The organism is Ligilactobacillus sp. WC1T17 (assembly GCA_900110005.1).
GTDB lineage: Bacteria > Bacillota > Bacilli > Lactobacillales > Lactobacillaceae > Ligilactobacillus > Ligilactobacillus ruminis_A.
This window is the reverse complement of sequence record FOCC01000002.1, coordinates 138,644-164,428: the sequence shown is the minus strand read 5'-3', so window position 1 is coordinate 164,428 and position 25,785 is coordinate 138,644. Positions and strand designations below refer to the sequence as shown.

Annotated in this window: 22 protein-coding genes; 20 read left to right on the top strand and 2 right to left on the bottom strand. The window is 39.2% G+C overall.

Translation table 11 applies throughout. From position 1 onward, the window contains the following. Positions 1-67 precede the first annotated feature (67 nt). The 4 genes from BMX26_RS01965 to BMX26_RS01950 all read left to right on the top strand — a co-directional run bounded on the left by BMX26_RS01965 (position 68) and on the right by BMX26_RS01950 (position 5,141). Complete coding sequence (locus BMX26_RS01965) at positions 68-1,606, top strand: PucR family transcriptional regulator (protein WP_075529794.1); 1,539 nt, start codon at positions 68-70, stop codon at positions 1,604-1,606. A 93-nt stretch (positions 1,607-1,699) separates the two neighbouring features. Further along, complete coding sequence (locus BMX26_RS01960) at positions 1,700-3,106, top strand: hypothetical protein (RefSeq protein WP_075529793.1); 1,407 nt, start codon at positions 1,700-1,702, stop codon at positions 3,104-3,106. Between the two features lie 46 nt (positions 3,107-3,152). Next, on the top strand, positions 3,153-4,478 hold the full coding sequence (locus BMX26_RS01955; protein WP_075529792.1) for a TrkH family potassium uptake protein: 1,326 nt from the start codon (positions 3,153-3,155) through the stop codon (positions 4,476-4,478). A 12-nt stretch (positions 4,479-4,490) separates the two neighbouring features. Beyond that, a complete protein-coding gene (locus BMX26_RS01950) occupies positions 4,491-5,141 on the top strand; it encodes a potassium channel family protein (protein WP_075529791.1) in 651 nt (216 codons plus the stop codon). A gap of 10 nt (positions 5,142-5,151) precedes the next feature. Here BMX26_RS01950 and BMX26_RS01945 read toward each other — a convergent pair whose 3' ends face one another. Together BMX26_RS01945 and BMX26_RS01940 are read right to left on the bottom strand one after the other, a co-directional pair. After that, positions 5,152-5,640 carry a hypothetical protein gene (locus BMX26_RS01945; protein ID WP_075529790.1) on the bottom strand — a complete coding sequence of 163 codons (489 nt, stop codon included), beginning with the start codon at positions 5,638-5,640 and terminating at the stop codon, positions 5,152-5,154. Between the two features lie 126 nt (positions 5,641-5,766). Further along, positions 5,767-6,492: a deoxynucleoside kinase gene (locus tag BMX26_RS01940; RefSeq protein WP_075529789.1), complete on the bottom strand. Its 726-nt coding sequence runs from the start codon at positions 6,490-6,492 to the stop codon at positions 5,767-5,769. A gap of 233 nt (positions 6,493-6,725) precedes the next feature. Here BMX26_RS01940 and purE point away from each other — a divergent pair, with 233 nt between their 5' ends. The 16 genes from purE to BMX26_RS01860 all read left to right on the top strand — a co-directional run bounded on the left by purE (position 6,726) and on the right by BMX26_RS01860 (position 25,714). Next, a complete protein-coding gene (gene purE, locus BMX26_RS01935) occupies positions 6,726-7,214 on the top strand; it encodes a 5-(carboxyamino)imidazole ribonucleotide mutase (RefSeq protein WP_075529788.1) in 489 nt (162 codons plus the stop codon). Continuing rightward, complete coding sequence (gene purK / locus BMX26_RS01930) at positions 7,177-8,328, top strand: 5-(carboxyamino)imidazole ribonucleotide synthase (RefSeq protein ID WP_075529787.1); 1,152 nt, start codon at positions 7,177-7,179, stop codon at positions 8,326-8,328. Before purE ends, purK begins: the two co-directional genes overlap by 38 nt. 14 nt (positions 8,329-8,342) lie before the next feature. After that, entirely contained in the window at positions 8,343-9,641 is a 1,299-nt protein-coding gene (gene purB / locus BMX26_RS01925; protein WP_075529786.1) for an adenylosuccinate lyase, read from the top strand. Between the two features lie 138 nt (positions 9,642-9,779). Next, positions 9,780-10,685 (top strand): ROK family protein, encoded by a 906-nt coding sequence (locus BMX26_RS01920; protein WP_075529785.1) that lies wholly within the window; start codon positions 9,780-9,782, stop codon positions 10,683-10,685. A gap of 257 nt (positions 10,686-10,942) precedes the next feature. After that, positions 10,943-11,662: a phosphoribosylaminoimidazolesuccinocarboxamide synthase gene (gene purC, locus BMX26_RS01915; protein WP_075529784.1), complete on the top strand. Its 720-nt coding sequence runs from the start codon at positions 10,943-10,945 to the stop codon at positions 11,660-11,662. Further along, positions 11,662-11,913 (top strand): phosphoribosylformylglycinamidine synthase subunit PurS, encoded by a 252-nt coding sequence (gene purS, locus BMX26_RS01910; protein ID WP_075529783.1) that lies wholly within the window; start codon positions 11,662-11,664, stop codon positions 11,911-11,913. The genes purC and purS overlap by 1 nt, the downstream gene beginning before the upstream one ends. Further along, positions 11,913-12,596 (top strand): phosphoribosylformylglycinamidine synthase subunit PurQ, encoded by a 684-nt coding sequence (purQ, locus tag BMX26_RS01905; RefSeq protein WP_075529782.1) that lies wholly within the window; start codon positions 11,913-11,915, stop codon positions 12,594-12,596. Before purS ends, purQ begins: the two co-directional genes overlap by 1 nt. Then, positions 12,596-14,815 carry a phosphoribosylformylglycinamidine synthase subunit PurL gene (purL, locus tag BMX26_RS01900; RefSeq protein WP_075529781.1) on the top strand — a complete coding sequence of 740 codons (2,220 nt, stop codon included), beginning with the start codon at positions 12,596-12,598 and terminating at the stop codon, positions 14,813-14,815. Before purQ ends, purL begins: the two co-directional genes overlap by 1 nt. Beyond that, complete coding sequence (purF, locus tag BMX26_RS01895; protein WP_075529780.1) at positions 14,791-16,251, top strand: amidophosphoribosyltransferase; 1,461 nt, start codon at positions 14,791-14,793, stop codon at positions 16,249-16,251. Before purL ends, purF begins: the two co-directional genes overlap by 25 nt. Beyond that, entirely contained in the window at positions 16,251-17,288 is a 1,038-nt protein-coding gene (gene purM, locus BMX26_RS01890; protein ID WP_075529779.1) for a phosphoribosylformylglycinamidine cyclo-ligase, read from the top strand. Before purF ends, purM begins: the two co-directional genes overlap by 1 nt. A 9-nt stretch (positions 17,289-17,297) precedes the next feature. Next, positions 17,298-17,900 carry a phosphoribosylglycinamide formyltransferase gene (purN, locus tag BMX26_RS01885; protein ID WP_075529778.1) on the top strand — a complete coding sequence of 201 codons (603 nt, stop codon included), beginning with the start codon at positions 17,298-17,300 and terminating at the stop codon, positions 17,898-17,900. 3 nt (positions 17,901-17,903) lie between these two features. Continuing rightward, on the top strand, positions 17,904-19,442 hold the full coding sequence (purH, locus tag BMX26_RS01880; protein ID WP_075529777.1) for a bifunctional phosphoribosylaminoimidazolecarboxamide formyltransferase/IMP cyclohydrolase: 1,539 nt from the start codon (positions 17,904-17,906) through the stop codon (positions 19,440-19,442). 12 nt (positions 19,443-19,454) lie between these two features. Further along, a complete protein-coding gene (gene purD / locus BMX26_RS01875) occupies positions 19,455-20,726 on the top strand; it encodes a phosphoribosylamine--glycine ligase (protein WP_075529776.1) in 1,272 nt (423 codons plus the stop codon). Between the two features lie 102 nt (positions 20,727-20,828). Next, complete coding sequence (locus BMX26_RS01870; protein WP_075529775.1) at positions 20,829-23,360, top strand: M1 family metallopeptidase; 2,532 nt, start codon at positions 20,829-20,831, stop codon at positions 23,358-23,360. 100 nt (positions 23,361-23,460) lie between these two features. Continuing rightward, positions 23,461-24,372, top strand: a complete 912-nt coding sequence (locus tag BMX26_RS01865) for a LysR family transcriptional regulator (protein WP_075529774.1) — start codon at positions 23,461-23,463, stop codon at positions 24,370-24,372. Beyond that, entirely contained in the window at positions 24,356-25,714 is a 1,359-nt protein-coding gene (locus BMX26_RS01860; RefSeq protein ID WP_075529773.1) for an MATE family efflux transporter, read from the top strand. The genes BMX26_RS01865 and BMX26_RS01860 overlap by 17 nt, the downstream gene beginning before the upstream one ends. Positions 25,715-25,785 lie beyond the last annotated feature (71 nt).

Sequence of the window (25,785 nt, the reverse complement as noted above, 5' to 3'; positions counted from 1 at the left end):
AATCTTTTGAATAAGTTATTTTAACGCGGTATACTCAGGATGATTACGTAACCTAGGGAGTGATGATATGGGTGTGCAATTAAAGGAAATTTTAAAGTTGCCTTCTTTAAACGGTGCTGAAGTTGTTGCAGGGAAACGCGCACTAGAACGGGAAGTTTTGGCGCTGTCTTTTTTGGAAGCTGATAGCGTAAACGAAATAAAGCATAAATTATTTAGAGCGGATGAATATTTGTTTGGTGAGTTGGATATTACTTCTTTTTATAGTGTTAAAGATGATTTAGGCCGTCAAATTGAAATTATCAATAATATGCATGATTTAGGGGCAGTGGGGCTGATTGTCTATTATGTCGGGGTTTTTTTACCATATTTGGATGATCGGGTGTTGCAAGTTGCTGATGAAAAAGATTTTGCCATTATTCAAATGCCGCAAAAAAATACGCAAATACGCTTTAGCGAGGCAATATATGAAATTTCACAACTTTTGCTGGAACATCCCGATGCCAATTTTGCTACCGAAATTAAGCGAAAATTATCAGAAGTGCCACGTTGGTCGCAAACCATGGAAACAACGTTAAAGATGTTGGCGGATGTTACAAAAGCCAATGTTGCCATTGTCAGCGATGAAGGAGAAGTAGAATATGCTACGCGTTGGCCGCGTAATTCCAAGCTTGATTTTGCACAAATAACTAAGGGAAATGTGCAAGATGATCAAATTAATTATTTGAAAATTAAATTAGACAGTCAAGGTGAAGCAAGCAATTATTGGTTATGGCTCATTAAAGAGCGGGGTGTATTATCTAAAAGCCAACTTTTACAAGCTAAAAATGTGGTTGAAAGTTCTTTATTTGTCTGGGGTAAGAGCACTTTATATGCAACGAAATACTCTTTAATTTCGGGAATTTTAAATAATGAAGCTGATCGAATGTGGCGGTTAGCGCAGAACTTGGATGTTGATTTGGATAAATTATCAGTGATGTGGATTGTTTCAACCTATACTTTAGATCAGATTCAAGATATTATTACTCATCTAAATAATTATTTACATAAATTTTATCAAGAAGTGTTAGTTGATTATCTTGATAATTACATTGTTGTTCTGTGTGGAGATTGTCAGAGTAAAAAAACAGAGATGGACATTTGTCGCGATTTTTTGGAAAGCAGCTATAGCAAGCAAAATATTGATGCGATTATTTACAGTCCTAATACCAAATCAATCGATAATTTTGGCCGGAATTATCGTTTGGTGATGACGCATAAACTTGCCTTACGTAAAGTTTTTCCGACCACACGTTTCTTTTCAATGATTAAGTGCGAATATATTAATAATATTGAGATTGGTTGGGAGCGTAATAGTTCAGAAATTACTACATTAGAGAGTTCCATTAGTAAGTTGCGTGAAAATCAAGAATTAATGCATACTTTATGTGTTTATCTGCTTGATTCGCAAAGAGATATTCAAAAGGCCAGTGAATTATTGTTTGTTCACCGAAATACGGTTAAATATCGGCTTAAACAAATTAGCAAGTTGTTGGAATGTGATTTATCTGTTTACGACGAAAGTTTGGTTTATTATTTGGCCTGCATTATCTATCGTTTGAAGCAGTAAAACAAATGTTCACATATTATTCAATGATGGACTAAGGTAAATTAAACAATAGTTTTGTATAATAGAGGTAAATAAGGTAAAGAAGGGGTCGCCATGGAACAAATGGATGTTAAACAAGCCGTTGAATTGATTACAACGTTGATGAATTCAAATCAAAATGAGAAAGCATTAAATGAGGCCCTGAAAGTTTTTAAAGATTCAAAGCGCTTGAATAGTCAATTATTGATGTTGCTTTATCGTTTATATTTACAGCAGAATAATCCTAAAGAAGCAGCCTTTTATCTTTTATATTTGGCCTTTGAAAGTAGTAAACTTATTGACAGAATGCTGACCAAAGATGAAAATAGATTTTTTCAAAGAGCTGATGATTTTGCGGCTTCTTTGGGTTATGCAATGATTTTAAATGAAATGCGGCACGGTGAAAAATGGTTTGAAAGTATGACCGATGATACGCAACTGGATTATATCAAATTTGTCAATTTAAATACGGCTATCACGAAGAAAAGTTTAATGTCGCGTAAGATTTGTGCACCTGTTTTAGCAAAATTTGAAGGGCAGGCTTTTAGATCAAATGCTATTAGTCAAGGCAGTTCGTGGGTTTTTGAATTGTTTGGCTATATTAATAGTGGTCATGAAAACAAATATAAGTTGCGCTTTATGAATGATGTTTATAAGAAGAGCAGTATAGATGATTTTCATGCCAATATTACCCGGTTGAGCAAAATTTGTGAACGATATGATCTTTATCTGACAACATCTGATATCCACGCTGATGCCGATCGGTTTATTACATCATTTGATCGCAGTGTTTTTGATAGTCCATCAACAACGATTTATGCCTTGACGAAAAAAGTCGAAAATGCTTTGGATCGAGGAGTAGCTTACAGCCGCTATCAAGATGCCGTTAAATACAGTAATAAGATTTTAAAGCACAATGTTTTACCCCCAGTATATGCAATGCGGGCACAAGCCTATGAGGCGCGGGATGAATATCGCCTAGCGTTTAATGATTATTGTGCGGAAGTCTTTTTAAGAGCTTATAGATATGAACATCTTAAAACCGGCGATGATCGCAACCTCATCAAGGCTTACCAAAAAGCGGTATTGAATATGGCTTTAGCTTATGTGTTATTTTCAAATCATTATAAGTGGTCTAAGGAAAAGTTAGCGGTTTTTGCTTTTGCGGTTAAATTTTCTAAGGCTTCACTGGCTAGTCGAACATTACTGATGCAGGAATATTTAACGCAATTTCAATCACCAATGGCAGATGAATATGGCAAATTGCTTCAAGATGAATCCTTTAAGCGAGATATTTATCAATTAGGCCTAGGGATTATCGATGATTATTTGATACCATTATTATCACGGTCAAATTATGGTTGGTTGCCGGACAATTTTAAGAATGAAATTTTAGTTAACATGGTTGATAAAGAATACTTTTCAGCTTTGGATGCTTTAAAAAAGATGCCTGCATTTGATTTGAATGAAGTAAAAGGCTAGTTAATAAGGACTGGATTAACCAGTCCTTTTTGATAGGTGGTAGTAGATGAATAGTAAAGAATTGACATCTTTTAGGATTATTATTTTAGGATATTTTAGTTTGATTTTAATGGGGGGCTTTTTGCTCCACTTGCCCATCGCGCAAGTAAAAGGACAGGCTACGCCGTTTTTAGATGCTTTATTTACCGCGACGTCGGCTGGTTGTGTGACCGGTTTGATCGTGCATAATACGGCTACTTATTGGAGTATATTTGGCAAAGTTGTTATTTTAATTTTAATTCAAATTGGCGGGCTGGGTATTATCACGGTGACTTTAGCTTTTTCGCTCATGACGGGCAAAAAAATCGGCCTTTTGCAACGATCAATCATGCAAGAATCTATCTCAGCCTTTTATATGGGCGGAATTGTCCGGTTTACATCATTTATCTTAAAAACGGTTTTGGGTGTGGAGCTTTTAGGTGCAGTTTGCCTATTTCCAACTTTTTATCAGCAATTTGGCCTTGCTAAAGGTGCTTTATATGCTATTTTTCATTCAATTTCGGCCTTTTGCAATGCAGGCTTTGACTTGCTTGGAATTCAAAAACCATATGTTTCGCTGACAGCTTATCAGGATAACGTTCCTGTGAATTTAACTATTATGCTGTTGATTTTAATCGGGGGAATTGGTTTTCGGACTTGGCAGGATGTGCGAGATTATAAATGGCATTTCAATAAATATTGCTTGCAATCAAAACTTGTCTTGGCTGTTAGTGTGATTTTGCTGGTTTTGCCTTTTACTTATTTTTATATATGCGAATTTCAGACTTTACCGTTAAAAGAACGGATTTTAGCAGCTTTATTTACCACAATCAGTCCGCGAACGGCAGGCTTTAATACCGTTTCATTGAATCAGTTAAGTGATGATGGAATTATCGTTAATATTATTTTGATGCTGATTGGGGGCTCGACGGGTTCGACTGCAGGCGGCATCAAAATGAATACGGTGGCAGTTATCTTACTAGCAACCCATGCCGTTTTACATCATAAACAAGATATTACCGTTTTTGGCCGGCGAATTGCTTCAAAAGTCGTTGATAATGCCACTGCCATTTGCACTTTATATTTAGGCTTAGATGTAATTGGCGCTTTAATCATTTCGCATATTGAAAATATAAACTTTTTGACCAGTCTTTTTGAAACGACATCGGCGATTGCTACAGTAGGTTTAACATTGGGGATTACACCGCATTTAGGGGACATTTCGAAATGCATTTTAATTATTTTGATGTTTATTGGCCGGGTAGGCGGGATGAATCTGGCTTTTGCCACGGTGGTTAAAAAGAATAACTTATTTGAGCCTCGGTATCCAACTGAAGATATTAGTGTAGGTTAGAAAGGAAGAATTATGAAATCAGTTTTAATTGTAGGTGTAGGCCGTTTTGGTCGGCACATGGCTGAAAAATTAAATGAACTAGGACACCAGGTGATGGTGGTTGATAGTGATGAGCAAAGAGTTAAGCAGGCTTTGCCTTATGCTTCTAGAGGTTTAATTGGTGATACGACCAGCCCTGATTTTATGGGGAGTTTAGGGATTAATGATTATGATTTATGCGTGGTAGCAATTGGGGATGATTTTCAAAGTTCACTTGAAACCACCTTGCTGTTAAAAGAATTAGGTGCTAAAAAAGTTGTTGCCAGAGCAGCACGAGGTGTTCACGCTAAATTTTTACTGCGCAATGGTGCAGATGAAGTGGTTTATCCCGAAAAAGAATTGGCACAATGGTCAGCTATCAGATATAGTTCAGACCACATTTTTGATTACATTAAAATTGATGATGATAATTCTGTTTTTGAAATTGATATTCCACAAAAATGGTTGGGAAAGAGTTTGACCCAGCTTGATATTCGGCACAAGTATCAAATGAATGTAATTGGAATTCGCACTCAGGGGCATTTAACGTTGGACGTTGATCCCAATGTTAAATTACACGCTGATTTGCGGCTGTTAGTTACAGGAACTACGCAAACGCTAAAAAAAATATTTCACGAAAAATAAAAGCATCCATTTAGGATGCTTTTATTTTTAATTGCGGATTGAAGTGATAGTATTTTAACAGGTACAAAACTAAAGCACTTGCCAGCGTTAATAATAAGATAATGCCAAAATAGCCTATGTCGTACAGACTAGTTGGAGTTTTGGTGATTTTAAGATATTGCATGTGTTGTGTTTTTTTATCTTTGTAAGTTAAGTAGACAGTATAGCTATTAATTTTGGATACTGCTATTGATTGCTTTTGTTTTAACTGATACTTTTGAGTGTTTGATAAATTAAAAGGCTTGTTTGAAAAAATATATGTTATTACATGGTTTTTTTCGATAATTTCGCCATTTTTTTGACTATGGTAAGGAGTATTCATACGGGCAATTAAAGTATTACCGAGGTTATTTAACAACGTCAGCTGATGCTGGTAAAGAGCATTAATTGCAACAAGGCTCAATAGGGACTCAGATAATAAAATAAAACTGAGTACTAGGGCAAAGCATTTTTTTGACATAGATAATCCTTTCTGATGTGGTTGTATCTGTAAAAAACATTCTATATTTTTATAAAAAATAAGTCAAATTTAAATAAATGCATAAAAAAACAGCAAAAAAGTGATTTTTTTGCTGTTTTTTGTGAATTAATGGCGTTTTTGTTTGAGCAGGCGAACATCAGCAGCGGTTAAATTTCCCAATGTTTGCAATTTGTCTTCAATCAGGTCCAAAACTAAATTACGATCATTGATATTTTCAACAAAATCTAATTTATCGCCGTCAATAATCAGCATTTCAGATAAGTCATAATTTTTTTCAAATTCATCATAATAACGTAAAAGTCGCTGGTAATAGTCTACTAAAGAAGGATCACTTGAGATTTGTTCATATTCGCGGCCTCTTTTTTGAATCCGTTTAAGCATGGTGTCATATGAGACATGAATCATTACCATCAAGTCATTATTTTGTTGAGGCTGAGCATTGGTTAATTCAGATAGCATGTTTTGCAGCAATTCTTGATAAGTAGCATATTCTAATTGGGTGGCATTGCCCATTTCAGTATTCATCCGCATAAACATGGCATCTTCATAAATTGAACGGTCTAAAATATTATTTGGGGCCTGCATGGCTTTTTTCATCATCATGAAGCGTCGATTTAAAAAGAAAGTTTGTAAAAGATAAGCATAAGGATTAGTAGCATCTTTTAAGCCGGCTTTTCTTTTAGCTGCAGCCAATTCATTGCCTTTGTAAAACAAAGGTAAGACGGGGTTGTCATCGACGGGTTCATAAAAAGGCTGGCTTTTAAGCTCGTTAGATAAAATTTCGGTTAAGCTGGATTTTCCAGAACCAATGATACCAGCTAAAGTAATCATAAAAATCGCTCCCTTAAATTACGTACTTAACCATCTTACATGCTTTCAAAAAGCGGTGCAAGCAAAAAAATAAATTACGCCTTTTGACGGGGTAAAAGCTTTTAAAATTGCATAAATCCATTTTAATCACGAACATTTCTGGCGTTTTTAGGATAAAGGTACAGTTAATGTTCGATTTTTTTTGACATTAATCCTGCTTTTTGTTATGCTAAAAGCAAATGGAGGGTTAATGTATGAGTAACGAAATTAGTCTCGTAATGGGCAGTTCTTCTGATTGGGCAACTATGAAAGAAGCTGCATTAATTTTAGATGGATTTGACGTTAAGTATGATAAGGCAGTTATCTCAGCACACCGGATGCCGGAAGAGATGTATTCTTTTGCTAAAAAGGCTGTAAGCCGCGGCACTAAAGTAATTATTGCCGGTGCGGGTGGGGCAGCCCATTTGCCGGGCATGATTGCAGCTAATACTGTTTTACCAGTGATTGGGGTACCGGTTAAAACTCATACCTTAAACGGAGTGGATTCTTTGTTATCAATCGTCCAAATGCCGGCCGGAGTACCGGTGGCTACTACAGCCATTGGGGTTGCCGGTGCTAAAAACGCAGCTTTATTGGCTTTGGAAATTTTAGGCACAACTAAGCCTGAAATTCAGCAAAAGTTGACAGCTTATCGTCAAAAGATGCATGATCAAGCGGAAAAGAGTAGTGATCAACTTGTCTAAAATGATTGAACAGGGAAAAACGATAGGAATTATTGGCGGCGGTCAGTTAGGTCAGATGCTAGCTTTATCGGCTAAGCAGGCTGGTATGTACGTCAATATTTTGGATCCTAATCCGCATTGTTCTGCTGGACAAGTGGCTGATGAACTTATCGTGGCAGCTTATGATGATCAACAGGCCTTGGCAGTTTTAGCTAAAAAGAGCGATGTTTTGACTTATGAATTTGAAAATGTTGATTTGGATGCTTTAGAAGCGGTAGCGCAATTTACTTATCTACCGCAAGGAACGGAATTGTTGAAGATTACCAAAGACCGCATTTTAGAAAAAAGCTTTTTACAAAAGCATGGGTTAAAGACGGCTCCTTTTAGAGCGGTCAATAATAGCGATGATTTAACTAAAGGTTTAGAAGAGTTGGGATATCCCAGCATTTTAAAAACTTGTCAAGGCGGTTATGACGGCAAGGCACAATATAGCCTTAAAACAGTGACTGATATCAAGGAAGCCAAGGCCTTGTTAGAAGCTGGCCCTTGTATTTTGGAAGGCTTTGTGGCTTTTTCAATGGAATGTTCGGTCATGGTCGGACGTAATGCTGACGGAGAGGTGGCTGTTTTCCCAGTCAGTGAAAATATTCACCGCAACCATATTTTACATGAAAGCATTGTGCCGGCCCGCATCAGTTCAACCTTGCAAAAAAAAGCACAGGAAGTGGCAGAAAATGTGGCTCGGGCTCTTAATTTGTGCGGCATTTTAGGGGTGGAAATGTTCATTGGCAAAGACCAGGAAATTTACATTAACGAATTGGCCCCACGTCCGCATAATTCAGGCCATTATTCGATTGAAGCCTGCAATTTTTCACAATTTGCGGTGCATAATCGTGCCATTTTAAATTGGCCTTTGCCACAGATTGAATTGCTTAGCCCTGTGGTGATGGTTAATGTATTAGGCCAGCATGTTGATGGGGTTAAGCAATTGATTAAGCAAAAACCGCAGTGGCATTTTCATGATTATTGCAAAGACTTGGCCAAAGTTGATCGTAAAATGGGGCATGTGACCATTTTGACCCGTGATGTAGAAAAAACTTTAGCAGAAATTAAAACAACCAAAGTTTGGGATTAAAGGAGATTTTTTTAATGATTTCACGTTATACAAGACCAGAAATGGCAGCTATTTGGAACGATGAAAAAAAGTATGAATGCTGGTTGGCTGTTGAATTGGCAGCCGATGAAGCATGGTCCAAATTAGGACATATTCCTAGTGAAGACGTGGCTAAACTTAAGCAAAATGCTAAATTTGATGTGAACCGTATTCAAGAAATTGAAGCAGTAACCCACCACGATGTGATTGCTTTTACGCGCTGCTTATCTGAATCTTTAGGACCTGAAAAAAAGTGGGTACATTATGGCTTAACCAGTACTGATGTGGTTGATACAGCCTATGGTTACCAATTAAAACAAGTTAATGATATTTTGCGGCAAGATTTAAAAGATTTTACCCAAATTGTGGCTGATCAAGCTAAAAAGTACAAATACACAGTTATGATGGGCCGTACGCATGGTGTGCATGCTGAACCAACAACTTTCGGGCTTAAATTGGCTCGCTGGTATTCAGAAATGAAACGCAATATGGAACGTTTTGAACATGCAGCTAAGGGCGTTGAAGCTGGTAAAATTAGCGGTGCTGTGGGTACTTTTGCCAATATTGATCCTTTTGTGGAACAATATGTTTGTGACAAGTTGGGTATTCGTGCTCAAGAAATTTCCAGCCAAGTCTTGCCGCGTGATTTGCATGCTGAATATTTAGCATGTTTAGCTTTGATTGCTACCAGTCTTGAAGAATTTGCCACGGAAATTCGTGGTTTGCAAAAATCAGAATGCCGCGAAGTAGAAGAACATTTTGCTAAAGGCCAAAAAGGTTCTTCCGCGATGCCGCATAAGCGCAATCCTATCGGTTCAGAAAATATTTGCGGTTTAGCGCGGGTTTGCCGGGGACACATGGTTACCGCTTTTGAAGATGTAGCTTTGTGGCATGAACGGGATATTTCTCATTCCAGTGCCGAAAGAATTATTCTGCCGGATACAACAATTTTAATTGACTACATGCTGCACCGCTTTGGCAATATTTTAAAGAATTTGACTGTTTTCCCAGAAAATATGAAGAAGAATATGACGAGAACGTTCGGCTTGATTTATAGCGGCCGGGTTTTGCTTAAGTTGATTGATACCGGTATGAGTCGTGAAGAAGCTTATGATTTGGTGCAACCATACACCGCCAAGTCTTGGGATGAACAAGTTCAATTCAGACCGTTATTGGAAAATGATCCAATTATTTCCAAGCGCTTAAGCAAGGAAGATTTGGACGATGCTTTTGACTATCATTGGCATTTGCGGCATGTAGATGATATTTTCAAACGTGTTGGCTTAGATGAATAGCTCAAAAATAAGAGTCGGCTTGAGGCCGACTTTTATTTTAATAGTGATCTAGTATTTTGATTGCTTTTAAAGTAAAAAAAAGGTATGCTAGTCTTGTAATAATAAGCGGTTACATTTGTAAAAGGTGGGGGTAAGAAGATGGCATATTTATGTGTTGATATTGGTGGTGTTTCTTTAAAATACGGCATTTTGGACAGTAGCGGCAAAATTTTGCTGCTCAAGGTACTGCCGACGCCGAAGACGTTAGGAACATTTAAAGATGCTTTACGTAAGATTATTAATGATAACCGGCAGCGAATTAACGGTATTTCAATTAGTGCGCCGGCTATGGTTGATTATGAAAATTTGGCCTTTTATAACTGTGAAGGGTTGCCCTTTATTAACGGGATTTCTATGGAAGATATCTTGGGGCCTGAGAATAGCAAAATTATTGTTAAAGTTGAAAGTGAAGGGCGGGCAGCCACGACAGCCGAGGTTTGGGATGGCGCCTTAAAGGACGTTGACAGCGGTATTTTATTAACCTTGGGTAATAGTGTGACCGGTGGGTTAGCGATTGACGGCAACTATATTGCTGGTGCACACCAAAAAGCGGGACTCTTCTCCTTGATTAGAGATGAATTGAATGTTCCAGGCAGTCAAGGCTTGGTCAGATCAAATTGTTCAGCTATTAATATGATTAGAGCTATTAATGTAGTCGATAAACACGATGATGTTTATGATGGACCACATGCATTTGGTTTGATTGAAGCGGGTGATAAAGCTGCTCTTTCCATTTTTAATAATTTTTGCAAAAATATCGCTCAATTGATGTTTAATATGCAGCTGCTGGTTGATGTGCAGCGCTTTGCTATTGGAGGCGGTATTTCCTCTAATGAATTAGTAATTAAAACCATCAAAAATGCTTATACGGATATTGTGGCCGAATTTCCGCAAGCCCAACAGGTTTTGGTTTATCCCGAAATTGTTACAGCTAAGCACAGTCGGGAAACGATGATTAAGGGTGTTTTGTATTGTTACATGGAACAAGTAAATAACGAGAGATAAGAGAGATAAAAGACTGGGTGTCTTTTATCTCTTTTTTATTAATGTTCGTTTTTTAAACGTTTTAAATATTTATTTTAGCTATTTTTGCTTAGAAAATATAAAAAACGAAGATAATTTTTTCTTTTTCTAGTGAATGTTCGTGAAAAACACTTGACCTAAGAAACATTTATTGTTAACCTTAAGATGTTAATTACGAATGTTGGAAGCATTATTTGAAATTTAATTCGCTTTTTTATCAAAGGAGACTTTCGATTATCATGGAAAAATTGATTTATGAAGGCAAAGCTAAACAAATGTGGAGTACAGATGATCCTGAAGTGTTGCGGGTTGTATATATGGATCAGGCGACAGCTTTAAACGGCAAAAAGAAAGATCAAATCCGCGGCAAGGGTGAAGTTAATAATGAAATTTCATCTTTGATTTTTGAGTATTTGACTGCTAAAGGTCTTAAAACACATTTCATAAAAAAACTTTCAGCTACAGAAGAGTTAGTAAAAAAAGTTGAAATTGTGCCACTTGAAATGGTAACGCGAAACGTTTCCGCCGGCCACTTTGCTAGTCGTTTTGGCATCGAAGAAGGGCGCAAATTTACATCTCCGGTAGAAGAAACTTACTACAAGAGTGATGAATTGGATGATCCTTTCATCAACGAATCACAAAGTTTAGCTTTAAAGCTTGTTACTAAAGACGAATTAGATGTTATGTGGAAGCTTTCCCGGCAGGTAAATCAATTATTGACAGCTTTATTTAAAAAAATGGGCTTAGCCTTAATTGATTTCAAGTTGGAATTTGGCCGCTTGGCAGATGGACAAATTGTTTTAGCAGATGAATTTTCACCGGACAATTGCCGCTTGTGGGATTTGAAGACTAAGGCCCACATGGATAAAGATGTTTATCGACGCGATTTGGGCGAATTGACCCCTGTGTATGAAGAAGTACTGCGGCGTTTAAAGGAAGCATTGAAGGAGGAAGCATAATGGTTGATGTGCGTATTTTTGTAACTTATAAGGAATCAGTTTTTGATCCTCAAGGCGAGACAATTAAAAATGCCATTCATTCTTTAGGTCATGATGAAGTTGAAAACGTTAAAGTTGGTAAATTTTTTGAAGTTACCATTGATTCTGAAAAGAAGGATTTAGAAACAGCTGTCAAAGAAATTTCGGAAGAATTACTCGTGAACTTTAACCTGGAAACTTATCGCTTTGAAATTTTAGGGGGGGAGGCTTAATGAAAATTGCCGTTGTTGTCTTTCCTGGATCTAATTGTGATATTGACCTTTACGAAGCGTTGGCAACAGTTTGTCATGCCGATGTTGAATATGTTTCCCATAAACGCGACAATTTAGATGGTTTTGATGCTGTCATGTTGCCAGGCGGCTTTTCCTATGGCGATTATTTAAGGTGTGGTGCGATTGCACGTTTTACCAATATTATGCCGGCTATCGTTAAAATGGCCAACGAAGGCAAATTTGTCTTTGGCACTTGCAACGGTTTTCAAATTTTAACCGAAGCGGGGCTTTTGCCGGGTGCTTTAAAGCAAAATGATAGTTTGAAATTTGTCTGCAAAACAGTCGAATTAGAAGTGGTTAATAACAAAACACCGTTCACCAGTCAATATGGTTTGCATGAACATATTAAATTGCCAATTGCTCATGCTGACGGCAGCTATTATGCTGATGAAGCAACCCTCGAACAGTTGGAAGCTAATAACCAAGTGGTTTTCCGTTATGCTAAGGAAAATCCTAATGGTTCTTTGCATGATATTGCAGGTATTTGCAATGAACGCGGCAATGTTTTAGGCATGATGCCTCACCCTGAAAGAGCCGTTGAAGCCATTTTAGGCAATACCGATGGCTTACGTTTATTTAAATCATTACTGGAAAATGGAATTAAAACGGAGGTGACTAAGTAATGGCAGAAATGACACCTGAAGAAATTAAAGCACAAAAGCCATATCTTGATTGGAGTTTGACGGAACACGAATATGATTATATTTGTGACCATTTATTGCATCGCTTGCCAAATTATACAGAAACAGGACTTTTTTCAGTTATGTGGAGTGAACACTGCTCTTACAAGAAGTCAAAGCCTGTTTTAAAACTTTTCCCTAATAAAAATGACCGTGTCTTACAAGGACCTGGCGAAGGAGCGGGAATTATTGACATTGGTGATGGGCAAGCTGTTGTCTTCAAAGCTGAAAGTCATAATCACCCTTCAGCGGTTGAACCCTATGAAGGGGCAGCAACAGGTGTCGGGGGAATTTTGCGCGACATTTTTTCAATGGGAGCTCGCCCCATTGCATCTTTAGACTCTTTGCATTTTGGCGAAATTGACCGCCCACGGACTAAATATTTAATTAATGAGGTTGTTGCCGGCATTGGCGGTTACGGCAACTGTATGGGGATTCCAACAATTGCAGGAGAAATGACTTTTGATAACTGCTATACAGGTAATTGCTTGGTTAATGCGATGAGTGTTGGCTTGATGGAACAAAAGGACATGCAAAAAGGCCGTGCTTCTGGTGTTGGCAATGCAGTCATTTATGTTGGCGCTAAGACCGGCCGTGATGGCATTCATGGGGCAACATTTGCTTCGGCTGATTTTGCTGATGATAAGGCGACTCAAAGGTCTGCAGTCCAAGTCGGCAATCCTTTCATGGAAAAACTTTTGATGGAAGCCTGCTTGGAATTAACGCATGATCATCATGATTGGCTGGTGGGGATTCAAGACATGGGAGCTGCCGGTATTGTTTCTTCTTCATGTGAAATGGCTTCAAAAGCCGACTCAGGCATGGAACTTAACTTAGACATGGTACCGCAAAGGGAACCCGGCATGTCTGCTTATGAAATTATGTTGTCTGAATCACAAGAACGGATGCTTTTATGTGTCAAAAAAGGTCATGAAGATGATGTGATTAAGCTTTTTAAAGAATATGAACTTGAAGCAGTAGTGATTGGGCGTGTAACCGCAGGACATCAATATGTTTTATATCATCATGGTGAAAAAGTAACAGATATTCCTGTTTCCAGTTTGACAGATGATGTTTTAGAAGAACCAAGTGCCGAACAGATGCCGGCAAGAATTAAGACAGCTAAAGACGCTAATGTGCCTGAAATTAGCGATGTCAACCAGGCATTAAAGCAAATTTTGGCACAGCCGACAATTGCTTCTAAACAGATGTTTACCCAAACATATGACTCCCAAGTTAGGACCTCAACGGTAGTAGGCCCAGGCTCTGATGCGGGTGTTTTACGGGTCAGGGGCACTAAAAAAGGCTTAGCTATGACCACCGACGGTAATGGGCGTTTTGTTTATCTGGATCCTAAAATCGGCGGGAAGAGAGCTGTGGCTGAAGCATGCGCTAATATGATTTCATCAGGCGCTTTGCCATTAGGCATGACCGACTGTTTGAATTATGGCGATCCTAATGATCCTGAGATTTATTGGGAATTACACCAATCAGTTTCAGGGATGGCCCAAGCATGTGAGATTTTTGATACACCGGTTATTTCAGGTAATGTCAGCTTGTACAACGAAAATAACGGTGAAGCAATCTATGGTACACCGATGGTCGGCATGGTAGGGTTAATCAAGGATTTGAAGCATGTTATCCCTTCCTTTGTACAAAAGGCCGGATCTTTAGTCTATTTAGTCGGTTTGCCAACAGAAGATGATTATGCTGGCAGTGAAATTCAAAAGATGCTGACCAAGACAATCAGCGGCCGTTTACATGACTTTGATTTAGTTAAAACTAATCAAATGATGAAGACGTTGCTTAATGCTATGGAACAAGGCTTAGTTGAAAGTTCACATGATTTAAGCGAAGGCGGCTTGGGCGTAGCATTGGCCGAAACGTGCTTTAATACTAACCTTGGCTTAAAATTGGATCTTGACTTAACTAAAGCACAATTATTTAGTGAAACGCCGGGACGTTTTGTGGTTACCGTACCGAAGAATAAGCAGGCACAATTTGAAAAAATGCTGGCTCAAGATGCTGTGTTGATTGGTGAAGTGACTGCTGATGGCTGTTTGGAAGCAGATTTAACTGATGGACATTTACAAGTAGATGTTTTGGAAGCCCAAAAAATTTGGGAGGAGGCTATTCCATGTCTTATGAAATCAAAGGATTAAATGAGGAATGCGGTGTTTTTGGAATTTTTGGCGCTGAAGATGCCAGCAAAATTACTTATTTTGGTTTGTATGCCTTGCAGCATCGTGGGCAGGAAGGCGCTGGGATTGTTTCATCGGATGGACAAAAATTACACCAATATCGCAATCGAGGTTTATTAGCTGAGGTTTTCTCTAATCCAGCTGATTTGGACCGCTTAGTTGGCGATTCCGCCATTGGACATGTACGTTACGGAACCAGTGGCAATAATTCGCTTGCAAATGTTCAGCCTTTCTTATTTCGCTTTTTTGATGGAGATGTGGGTTTGGCTCATAATGGCAATTTGACCAATGCCGTTACTTTAAGGCGGCAATTAGAAGCTCAGGGTGCAGTTTTTCAATCAACTTCGGATACGGAAATGCTGATTCATTTAATCCGGCAAAAGCGCGGAATGGGCTTTGTGGATGCTTTAAAAGTTAGCCTAAATGAGACCAAGGGTGGCTTTGCCTTTTTACTTTTAAGAAAAGATGCACTGTATGCCGCTTTAGATCCAAATGGGTTTCGGCCTTTAGTGGTAGGGCAGATGGATTCAGGTGCTTATGTAGTTTGCTCTGAAACCTGTGCTTTAGATGCTGTAGGAGCTAAATTTGTCCGTGATGTGCAGCCGGGTGAACTCATCATTATCGATAAGGATGGGATGAAAATTGACCATTATACCACAGATACGCAGTTGGCTATCTGCTCAATGGAATACATTTATTTTGCCCGTCCTGATTCCATTATTCATGGGGTAACGGTTCACAGTGCTCGAAAGAAAATGGGTGCTTTACTGGCAAAAGAGCAGCCGGCACCTAAAAATGCCGATATGGTTATCGGGGTGCCTAATTCATCCCTTTCGGCAGCTTCAGGTTATGCTGAAGCCGCCGGCCTGCCTTACGAAATGGGTCTGGTTAAGAATCAATATATCGCAAGAACCTTTATTCAGCCTACCCAAAAACTGCGCGAACAAGGTGTTAAAATGAAACTTTCTGCTGTACGCGGGGTGGTTGAAGGCAAAAGCGTGGTTATTGTCGATGATTCGATTGTGCGGGGAACTACCTCGGTTCAATTAGTCAAAATGCTGAAAGAAGCAGGTGCCAAAGAAGTGCACATGCGGATTTCTTCACCGCCATTTCGCTACCCACACTTCTATGGTATTGATATTTCAGACCGGTCTCAATTGATGGCGGCCCGCCATACGGTTAAAGAAATGGCTGAAATTATCGGCGTTGACAGTTTAGGCTTTTTGAGTGTACCAGGCTTGATTAAAGCAATTGATGTACCAGATGCTGGAGATGCACCTAATGGCGGATTAACCGTAGCTTATTTTACCGGTGAATATCCGACACCATTATATGATTATGAAGAAAGCTATAAGGAATCTTTCAAGCAATTTCCTGATAGAAAGGACGAAGATTAATGGGCCGTTATCAAGATGCCGGCGTTGATGTTACTGCCGGTTACGAATTAGTACGAAAAATTAAAGATGATGTAGCTTCTACCGAGCGCTTGGGCGTTTTGGGCGGAATTGGCAGTTTTGGCGGCATGTTTGATTTGACTGCTTTACAAGTAAAAAATCCCGTGTTAGTTTCCGGTACCGATGGTGTTGGCACGAAGCTTTTGATAGCTCAAAAGGCTAAAAAAGCCGATACGGTCGGTATTGATTGTGTGGCTATGTGTGTTAATGATATCTTGGCTCAGGGGGCTGAACCGCTTTTCTTCTTAGACTATATAGCTACCGGTCATAATGATCCTGAAGAAATGGCAGCCATTGTCAGCGGGGTTGCAGAAGGCTGCCGGCAAGCCGGAGCGGCTTTGATTGGTGGCGAAACAGCTGAAATGCCTGATATGTATGCAACGGATGAATATGACTTGGCTGGTTTTGCCACGGGAATAGTTGATAAAGCAAAGATGCTTACCCAAGCATCTCCTAAGGAAGGCGATATTTTGTTAGCTCTGCCGTCTAGTGGTCTTCATTCCAATGGTTTTTCTTTAGTGAGACAGATTTTATTTAAAGATCATCAGGTAGCTTTGACAGATAAACCCGCTGTTTTAGCCGGACAGACGGTGCAAGAAGCTATCCTAGAACCGACGAGGATTTATGTGAAGCCGGTTTTACCTTTAATTAAAGCCGGCTTGGTTAGAGGTGTCAGCCATATTACAGGTGGTGGATTGATTGAAAATCTGCCCCGGATGTTTAGCGATGACCTTCAAGCAGAAGTTAAATTAGGCAGCTGGGATATCTTACCTATTTTTAAGTATTTAGAGAAGTTAGGTTCTTTAAGTCAAGCTGATATGCTGGGAACTTTCAACCTTGGGGTAGGTTTGGTCTTGGCCGTTAAGCCAGATGATGTAGCTGAAGTTAAAAGTAGGTTAACTAAGCAGGGCGAAAAAGTTTTTGAAATTGGGACTTTAAAGAAACGCCCTGCAGCAGGTGAAAAAATTATTTTTAAGTAGGTGAATCAAATGAAAGTGGCCATTTTAGCATCGGGGAACGGCACTAATTTTCAAGTGCTGGCTGAGAAATTTCAAGCAGGTGAAATTCCAGGCGAATTAAGTCTGCTTTTTTGTGATCATCCAGAAGCTTATGTCGTTAAACGAGCTGAAAAATTAGGTGTTGAGCATACAAGCTTTACGGTTAAAGAATGCGGCGGCAAACAGGCTTATGAACAACGGTTACTTGAGCTTTTAAAAGCCAAACAGATTGATTTTTTGATTTTAGCAGGATATATGCGGATTATCGGTCCTGAAATTGTACGGGCTTTTCCAAATGCGATTGTCAACTTGCATCCGGCTTATTTGCCGGAATACCAAGGCTTGCATGCCATTGAAAGGGCCTTTGAAGACCATCTTAAAAATGGCCGGACAGAAACTGGGGTTACTGTGCATTATGTTGATTTTGGGCTTGATTCCGGCCCGATTATCGCACAGCGGCATGTACCTATCTTTGATGAAGATACCGCTGCCAGTTTAGAAGAACGGATTCATCGCTGCGAACACCTTTTATTTCCCCAGACACTTAAAAGGGTGTTAGAAAGTAAAGTCGCAAATGAGAAAGGAAGTTTTTAAACCATGAAACGTGCACTTGTAAGTGTTTCTGATAAAACGGATTTAGTACCTTTTGTTCAAGGATTAGTTGCTAATGATTTTGAAATTGTTTCAACAGGCGGAACCAAAAAAGTTTTGGAGCAAGCTGGGATTAAGACTATTTCAGTTGAAGATGTGACGGGTTTTCCTGAAATTTTAGATGGCCGGGTAAAAACGTTAAATCCATATATTCATGGCGGCTTATTAGCACGGCGCGACTTAAAGAGTCATATGGAGACGTTAAAAGAGCAACATATTACACCAATTGATTTAGTATGTGTCAACCTCTATCCTTTTAAAGAAACAATTCAAAAGCCAGATTGTACTTTAGCACAAGCAATTGAAAATATTGATATTGGCGGCCCAAGCATGATACGGTCAGCTGCTAAAAATTATCATGATGTAACGATTGTGGTTGATAAAGACGACTATGCAACTGTTTTGACTGAATTAAAAGAACATAAGACGACCACTTTAGCTACTAGAGCACAATTGGCGGCTAAAGCCTTCCGGCATACTGCAGCATATGATGCTTTAATTGCCCAATACTTATCTAATCAAGTCGATGTTGTAGCACCAAAGCAATTAACTTTAACTTATGAATTAGAAGACGAAATGCGCTATGGTGAAAATTCACACCAAAAGGCTTGGTTCTATCAAGATGCTTTGCCTAAGACTTATGCTATTACGAGTGCTAAACAGTTACATGGTAAAAAACTTTCTTACAATAACATTAAGGATGCTGATGCAGCCATTCGCATTGCTCGCGAATTTGAAGAACCGGCAGTGGTCGCATTGAAGCACATGAATCCTTGCGGTATTGGTCGTGGTAAAGATTTATTTACAGCGTGGACAAGGGCTTATGAAGCTGATTCGATTTCTATTTTTGGCGGTATTATCGTTTTGAACCGTAAAGTTGATTTGAAGACAGCAGAAAAAATGCATGAATTATTCTTGGAAATTATTATTGCACCAGCCTTTGACGATGATGCCTACGATATTTTGGCAAAGAAGAAAAATATTCGCTTGTTGACCCTTGATTTCGCCAAAAAGGATGAACCAACCCGTTTTGAAACAGTTTCAGTCATGGGTGGCTTGCTGATGCAAGAACAAGATACTTTAAAAGAAGATGCTAAGGATTGGACTGTGGTGACAGAAGCTAAACCAACGGCAGCTCAGTTAGAAGCTTTGATGTTTGCCTGGAAGGCAGTTAAACATACCAAATCAAATGCCATTGTGGTAGCCAATGCCACGGAAACCTTAGGGATTGGGGCTGGCCAGCCTAACCGGATTGATTCAACGAAGATTGCTATTAAGCATGCTAAAGACAAGATTGATGATAGCACGGTTTTAGCTTCAGATGCTTTCTTCCCAATGGATGATTGCGTTGAATATGCGGCTCAACATGGTATTAAGGCGATTGTACAGCCGGGCGGATCTATCCGTGATCAAGATTCAATTGACATGGCAAATAAATATGGTATTACCATGGTTACAACTGGTATTCGTCATTTTAGACACTAAAAAGGTGAGATTATGCAAGATCAATTAAAACTGCTCGTTATCGGTTCTGGCGGCCGTGAACATGCGATTGCCAAACAATTGGCGCAAAGCCCGCATGTGAGCCATGTTTTTGTAGCGCCAGGCAACCCTTTAATGAATAATTCACGTGATATTTCAACGGTTGAAATCAGTGAAAACGATTTTGACGCTTTAAAGGGTTTTGTGTTTGATCAAGGTATTGCTTGGACTTTTGTAGGCCCAGAAGATGCTTTGTGTGCCGGTATTGTCGATTCATTTTTAGCTGATGGCTTAAAAATTTTTGGCCCTGATAAAAAAGCAGCTCAGCTTGAAGGTTCCAAAGATTTTGCCATGCAATTTATGGATCGCTACCACATTCCAACCGCTAAATATAAGACTTATCAAAGTGCTGCCGAGGCGATTTTAGGCTTAAAAGATTTCGCTGAACCTGTGGTTATTAAGGCTGACGGCTTAGCCGGTGGCAAGGGGGTTGTAATTGCTCCTGATAAGAAAACGGCTGAAAATGAAATTCAATTAATGTTTCGCAAGGGGCAAAAGCAGGTTGTGCTGGAAGAATTTTTAGCTGGAGATGAATATTCGATGTTTGTGGTGCTGGGGCAAAATGAATACCGCATTTTGCCGATGGCCCAAGACCATAAGCGGGCTTTTGATGGTGATCAAGGGCTCAATACCGGTGGCATGGGGGCTTACAGCCCAGTACCGCAATTATCCCAAGCTGATTATGAGCGGATGGTTAAGGAAGTTGTTGAACCGACCGTTAAGGGAATTTGGCAAGCACAATTCAATTATTGTGGTTTGATTTATATTGGCATGATTTTAACGGAACAGGGTCCTAAAGTTATCGAATATAACGTTCGGTTAGGCGATCCTGAAACACAGGTGGTTTTGCCGAGAATTGCCAGTGACTTTGCGGAATTAATCGATGCGGCCGTTAACCATCAGCAATTGCCGCAAGTCGTTTTTTCATCCAAAGCGGTTTTGGGCGTCGTTGTTGCGTCGGCTGGATACCCGAAAGCACCAAAAACAGGTCAAAAATTGCCTGAATTAAAAGACGAAGATGATGTTTGGATTGATTATGCAAATGTCTTGGGTGAACCACAAGCCATTACAGGCAATGGTGGACGCTTAGTTACCGTAGTCGCGCAAGCTGATGATTTAAAAGAGGCCCAAGCTAAGGCCTATCAAACCTTAGAAAAATATAAATTTGAAGATTGTTTTTATCGACATGATATCGGCTATAAGGCAACGCGAAAAACATTTGAATAACAAGAAAAGTCGGGTTAAACCGGCTTTTTTGCTTCTTTTATTAAAAGATGTTTTAGCGTATAATTAGAATTAGTGATTTTATATGAAAGAAGAGGGATAAGTATGGCTGAATTATTACGTTTTTATAATGATTTCCATCCAGCACACTATGATTTAAATTTAGATATTAACCGTGAACACAAAACGATTAAAGGTTCGGTGTTAATTAGCGGTGAAGCACTAAACGAAACCATCTCTATTCATCAAAAATATTTGCAAATTAAACAAGTAACCGTCAAGGATCATGAAGTACCTTTTGTCGTCGACGATGAAAATGATGCCCTTAAAATTACTTTAGGTTTTGTCGGCGATGTTCAAGTCAAGATTGTATATGAAACTAAGCTTACTGATACGATGATGGGAATTTACCCTTCATATTATGAAGTAGCCGGCCAAAAAAAGCAGCTGATTGGTACACAATTTGAAACCAATGCCGCCCGTCAGGCTTTTCCTTGTGTGGATGAACCTGAAGCTAAGGCTACTTTTACTTTAGCTTTGAAGTATGATGAACATGAAGGTGAAACCACTTTAGCCAATACGCCGGAAGTTAAGGTTGAAAATGGTGTACACTACTTTGAAGAAACAGTCAAAATGTCAACTTATTTGGTAGCCTTTGCCTTTGGCGAATTACAAGGCAAAAAGACGAAAACAAACAGTGGCGTTGAAATAGGTGTTTTCGCAACCAAAGCACACCAGCCTAAAGAACTTGATTTTGCTTTGGATATTGCCAAGCGGTCAATTGAATTTTATGAAGAATATTATCAAACACCATATCCGCTCAAGCATTCTTGGCAACTAGCTTTGCCTGATTTTTCCGCTGGGGCGATGGAAAACTGGGGCTTGGTAACATATCGTGAAGCTTATCTATTGGTTGATTCTGAAAATACAGCTTTAGATCAAAAGAAATTAGTTGCAACGGTTATTACACATGAATTAGCCCATCAATGGTTTGGTGATTTGGTAACGATGAAGTGGTGGGATGATTTATGGCTTAATGAAAGTTTTGCCAATATGATGGAATATGTGGCCGTTGACGCTTTGGAACCAAGCTGGAATATTTGGGAAACCTTCCAAACCTCAGAAGCTGTGGCTGCTTTGACACGTGATGCTACTGATGGGGTGCAATCAGTGCACGTTGAAGTTAAAAATCCAGCCGAAATTGATACCTTGTTTGACGGAGCTATTGTTTATGCCAAAGGATCGCGATTGTTAGTCATGGTGCGTTCCTTGATTGGGGACGAAGCTTTGCGATCAGGTTTAAAAGCTTACTTTGCTAAGCATCAATATGGCAATGCCTCTGGGGATGACTTGTGGCAGGCTTTGGGTCAAGCTTGCGGGCTTGATATTGGGGCTGTTATGCATTCATGGCTGGAACAGCCAGGTTATCCGGTAGTCAAAGTGGAGTTAAAAGATGATGCTTTGCATTTAAGCCAAAAGCAATTCTTTATTGGCCAAGGTCAAGATCAGGGCCGTTTGTGGCAAATTCCTTTAAATAGCAATTTTAAAGATGTTCCAACGTTGATGAAAGATCAAACCTTGGTTATTGAAGATTATACTAAATTACGTCAACAACAAGGACAAGCCTTCCGTTTAAACCTTGAAAATAACGCTCATTTTATCGTCGAATATGATCAAGTATTATTAGACGATATTTTAGCTGAGCAAGCAGCACTTGATAATATTTCTAAGCTGCAGTTAATGCAGGATTTGCGATTCTTAGCCCAAGGCCAAGTAACAACTTATGCCCAATTAATTCCACTGTTGGCTTTATTTAAGGATAACCATTCTGAAATGGTTAACAGCTACTTATATACAGTGGTCAATGATTTAAAGCAATTTGTGGCCGCTGATTCCGCAGAAGAAACAGCTTTGAAGCAGTTTACCGCTAAACTGAGTTCGGCTAACTTTGAACGCTTAGGTTTATTAGCTAAGGCTGCTGAAAGCGATGATGATCAATTAACGCGGCCATATATTTTAAATGCGGCTTTGTATGCTGAAAATGAAGCAGCTAAAGCTCAGGCCCATGACTTGTTCCAAAAGTATGAAGCTGATTTATTAGCACTGCCGGCAGGGATTAGACCTTATATTTTGAAAAATGAAGTGGTTAACTATGGTGATAAAGCCTTGTTTGAACGGTTGTTAAATGCTTACCGCAAGGCCGTTGATCCTAGTTATAAAAAAGATTTGTCTTATGCTTTGACTAAGACGCAAGATCCTGAACTTTTAGCTTCACTGGTAGCTTCCTTTGAAGATGCCGATACCATTAAACCGCAAGATTTACGGGGCTGGTTTGGCGCAGTATTAGCTAATGACTTTGGTCAAGAATTAGCTTGGAAGTGGATTAGGGATGATTGGTCATGGTTAAAAGCCACAGTTGGTGGTGATATGGAATTTCCTACTTATATTACTGTCATTGCTCGCATTTTCAAAACGCAGGAACGTTTGGATGAATTTAAAGCCTTCTTTGCAGATAAGCTTGATCAGCCCGCCTTGACACGTGAAATCAAGATGGATACGGAAGTTATTCAAAGCCGGGTTAACTTGATCAGCCGACAAAAAGAAGCGGTTGTTAAAGCAATTACAGCTGCTTTATAAATAGCCAAAAGAGCTGTCTTTCAAGACGGCTTTTTTATTAGAAATAACGTTTGAAATTTGTACCAACAAGTGCTACTCTGAATGAGAAAGGATGGTTATCATGACTGATTTTGCATATAAAATTTTTGCTGAGGTGGTCAAACAAAAAACGTTTGTCGCGGCAGCTAACACCTTAAATGTCACGCCGTCTGCTATCAGCCACTCAATTTCAGGTTTAGAAGCAGAGCTTGGCTTTGCCTTATTTTTACGCAACCGCACGGGAGTAACCTTGACGCCGGATGGCAAAAAAATCTTGCCGATTATTCAAGAGATTTTGAATGCTGAGGCTAAACTAACAGAAGCAGCAGCCAAGATTAAGGGGTTAAACCAAGGTACTATCCGAATTGGAGCTTTCAGCAGTGTCTGCATCAATTGGCTGCCGGATATTATTAATAACTTTAAACAAAAATATCCTGACATTGAAATTTCAGTTAGACAGGGACCGTTTAATGAAGTCGCTGAAGCAGTAAGGCTTGGGACACTTGATTTGGCTTTTTCAGCTTTGCCGATTAAAGAAAAATTGACCGTTTTACCGTTGTATCGCGACCGGATTTATTGTGTAGCTCCTGAAGGTTTTATTCCGCAAAATGGTCGGACGGTTATTGCCCAAGATGTCAAAGATAAACCTTTTATTTTGCAAGAGATTGATTATGATCGTGATACGAAAAAAGCCCTCGATGCATTTCATGTGTCGGTTAATTCAATTCAATACAGTATCGATGATGCTTCAATCATTGCGATGGTTGAATCTGGCTTAGGCTTCGGTATTTTGCCGGAATTGGCCTTAAAAAAGCTTTCAGGTCATGTTGTGTGCTATCCTTTTGAAGGTGATTTTTACCGGCATATTTGTCTGGCAACACATGCCAAAGATCAAAGAACACCCTCAACTGAAGCTTTTATGGCTGAAATTAAAGCTTATCTCTTGAAACGGTATGGGAAGGATGGATTGATGTTGGATGAAAAGTTTAACTGAAGGGAAACCGCTCAAATTAATTTTATTGTTTGCCATTCCTTTGCTAGTCGGCAACTTGTTTCAGCAACTTTATAGTCTGTCTGATACTATTATTGTAGGCCAAACACTGGGGGTTAATGCCTTGGCTGCCGTTGGGTCAACGGGGGGTATCCAATTTTTAATTATAGGCTTTGCTCAAGGGTTAACGGCAGGCTTATCGATTTTAACGGCTCAATATTTTGGCGCTAAAGATTATCATAAAGTTCGCTTGTCTTTTGCGGTAAGTATTGTGATTACCCTGGTGGTAACGTTGCTCTTAACTGCTTTTAGCTTAAAATTTGTCGGCAATATCTTAGATTTGATGCAAACGCCTAAAGCAATTGAGGCTGATGCTAAGACCTTTATTTCCATTATTTTTGGTGGATTATGCATTTCGATGGCTTATAATTTAATGGCTAATATTATTCGGGCTTTAGGTGATAGTAAAACGCCGCTTTATTTTTTGATTATTGCAACGATTGTCAATGTTATTTTAGAGCTGCTTTTCATTGTTGTTTTTAAATGGGGCATTGCCGGAGCCGGTTTTGCTACTATTTTGGCACAAAGTTTATCGGTAGTTTTATGCATTATTTATATTGTCAAAAAATTACCGCTTTTGCAGGTTAAATTAGCTGATTTTAAGCAGATTACCAAAAAAGCGGTTGGCAGTCACCTATATGTCGGCTTACCCATGGCTTTTCAAGCTTCAATAATTGCTGTCGGTTCAGTTTTATTGCAGTCGGCATTAAATAGTTTGGGGACGGTTGCAGTAGCTTCATCGACAGCAGGCAGTAAGATTGATCAGCTGGCGTCTTTACCCCTGATGTCTTTTGGGGTTGCCATGGCTACTTTTACGGCTCAAAATTATGGAGCCCGCAAGTATGAGCGTATTTTATTGGGTGTGAAACAGATTTTAATGGTTTCAATGGCCTTTGCTTTGATAGCAGCGATTTTAATCATTACTTGCGGACGACAATTAGTTACTTTATTTATCGGTCACCAGTCGCTGGCTGTTTTGAATTTATCGCAGACTTATTTTAGGATTACTTGTTCAGGTTATTGGATTTTAGGGATTTTATTTATTATTCGGTATACTTTGCAGGGATTAGGACAAAGTATTGTACCGACCCTAGCTGGAGTGGCGGAACTAGTCATGCGAAGTACAGCAGCTTTGATCTTAGCTAAAATGTTCGGTTATGCAGGGGCGTGTTTTGCTAACCCAATGGCTTGGGCTGGATCATGTTTTGTATTAATCCCGTCGTATGTGAAAGCGCATAAGATGTTAAAACAAAGGGCACAGGCGTCATTAAAAAAAGATAAATAAAAAATTTAAAAAAGGACTTGCTTTTTTAAAAATAGTTTGTTAACATACATACCATTGTAATAGACAAGTAG

Bases quoted from the DNA above. Each gene is read 5' to 3' on its own strand.
- BMX26_RS01965 (WP_075529794.1), top strand. From the start codon at position 68: ATGGGTGTGCAATTAAAGGAAATTTTAAAGTTGCCTTCTTTAAACGGT.
- BMX26_RS01960 (WP_075529793.1), top strand. From the start codon at position 1,700: ATGGAACAAATGGATGTTAAACAAGCCGTTGAATTGATTACAACGTTG.
- BMX26_RS01955 (WP_075529792.1), top strand. From the start codon at position 3,153: ATGAATAGTAAAGAATTGACATCTTTTAGGATTATTATTTTAGGATAT.
- BMX26_RS01950 (WP_075529791.1), top strand. From the start codon at position 4,491: ATGAAATCAGTTTTAATTGTAGGTGTAGGCCGTTTTGGTCGGCACATG.
- BMX26_RS01945 (WP_075529790.1), bottom strand. From the start codon at position 5,640: ATGTCAAAAAAATGCTTTGCCCTAGTACTCAGTTTTATTTTATTATCT.
- BMX26_RS01940 (WP_075529789.1), bottom strand. From the start codon at position 6,492: ATGATTACTTTAGCTGGTATCATTGGTTCTGGAAAATCCAGCTTAACC.
- purE (WP_075529788.1), top strand. From the start codon at position 6,726: ATGAGTAACGAAATTAGTCTCGTAATGGGCAGTTCTTCTGATTGGGCA.
- purK (WP_075529787.1), top strand. From the start codon at position 7,177: ATGATCAAGCGGAAAAGAGTAGTGATCAACTTGTCTAAAATGATTGAA.
- purB (WP_075529786.1), top strand. From the start codon at position 8,343: ATGATTTCACGTTATACAAGACCAGAAATGGCAGCTATTTGGAACGAT.
- BMX26_RS01920 (WP_075529785.1), top strand. From the start codon at position 9,780: ATGGCATATTTATGTGTTGATATTGGTGGTGTTTCTTTAAAATACGGC.
- purC (WP_075529784.1), top strand. From the start codon at position 10,943: ATGGAAAAATTGATTTATGAAGGCAAAGCTAAACAAATGTGGAGTACA.
- purS (WP_075529783.1), top strand. From the start codon at position 11,662: ATGGTTGATGTGCGTATTTTTGTAACTTATAAGGAATCAGTTTTTGAT.
- purQ (WP_075529782.1), top strand. From the start codon at position 11,913: ATGAAAATTGCCGTTGTTGTCTTTCCTGGATCTAATTGTGATATTGAC.
- purL (WP_075529781.1), top strand. From the start codon at position 12,596: ATGGCAGAAATGACACCTGAAGAAATTAAAGCACAAAAGCCATATCTT.
- purF (WP_075529780.1), top strand. From the start codon at position 14,791: ATGTCTTATGAAATCAAAGGATTAAATGAGGAATGCGGTGTTTTTGGA.
- purM (WP_075529779.1), top strand. From the start codon at position 16,251: ATGGGCCGTTATCAAGATGCCGGCGTTGATGTTACTGCCGGTTACGAA.
- purN (WP_075529778.1), top strand. From the start codon at position 17,298: ATGAAAGTGGCCATTTTAGCATCGGGGAACGGCACTAATTTTCAAGTG.
- purH (WP_075529777.1), top strand. From the start codon at position 17,904: ATGAAACGTGCACTTGTAAGTGTTTCTGATAAAACGGATTTAGTACCT.
- purD (WP_075529776.1), top strand. From the start codon at position 19,455: ATGCAAGATCAATTAAAACTGCTCGTTATCGGTTCTGGCGGCCGTGAA.
- BMX26_RS01870 (WP_075529775.1), top strand. From the start codon at position 20,829: ATGGCTGAATTATTACGTTTTTATAATGATTTCCATCCAGCACACTAT.
- BMX26_RS01865 (WP_075529774.1), top strand. From the start codon at position 23,461: ATGACTGATTTTGCATATAAAATTTTTGCTGAGGTGGTCAAACAAAAA.
- BMX26_RS01860 (WP_075529773.1), top strand. From the start codon at position 24,356: ATGAAAAGTTTAACTGAAGGGAAACCGCTCAAATTAATTTTATTGTTT.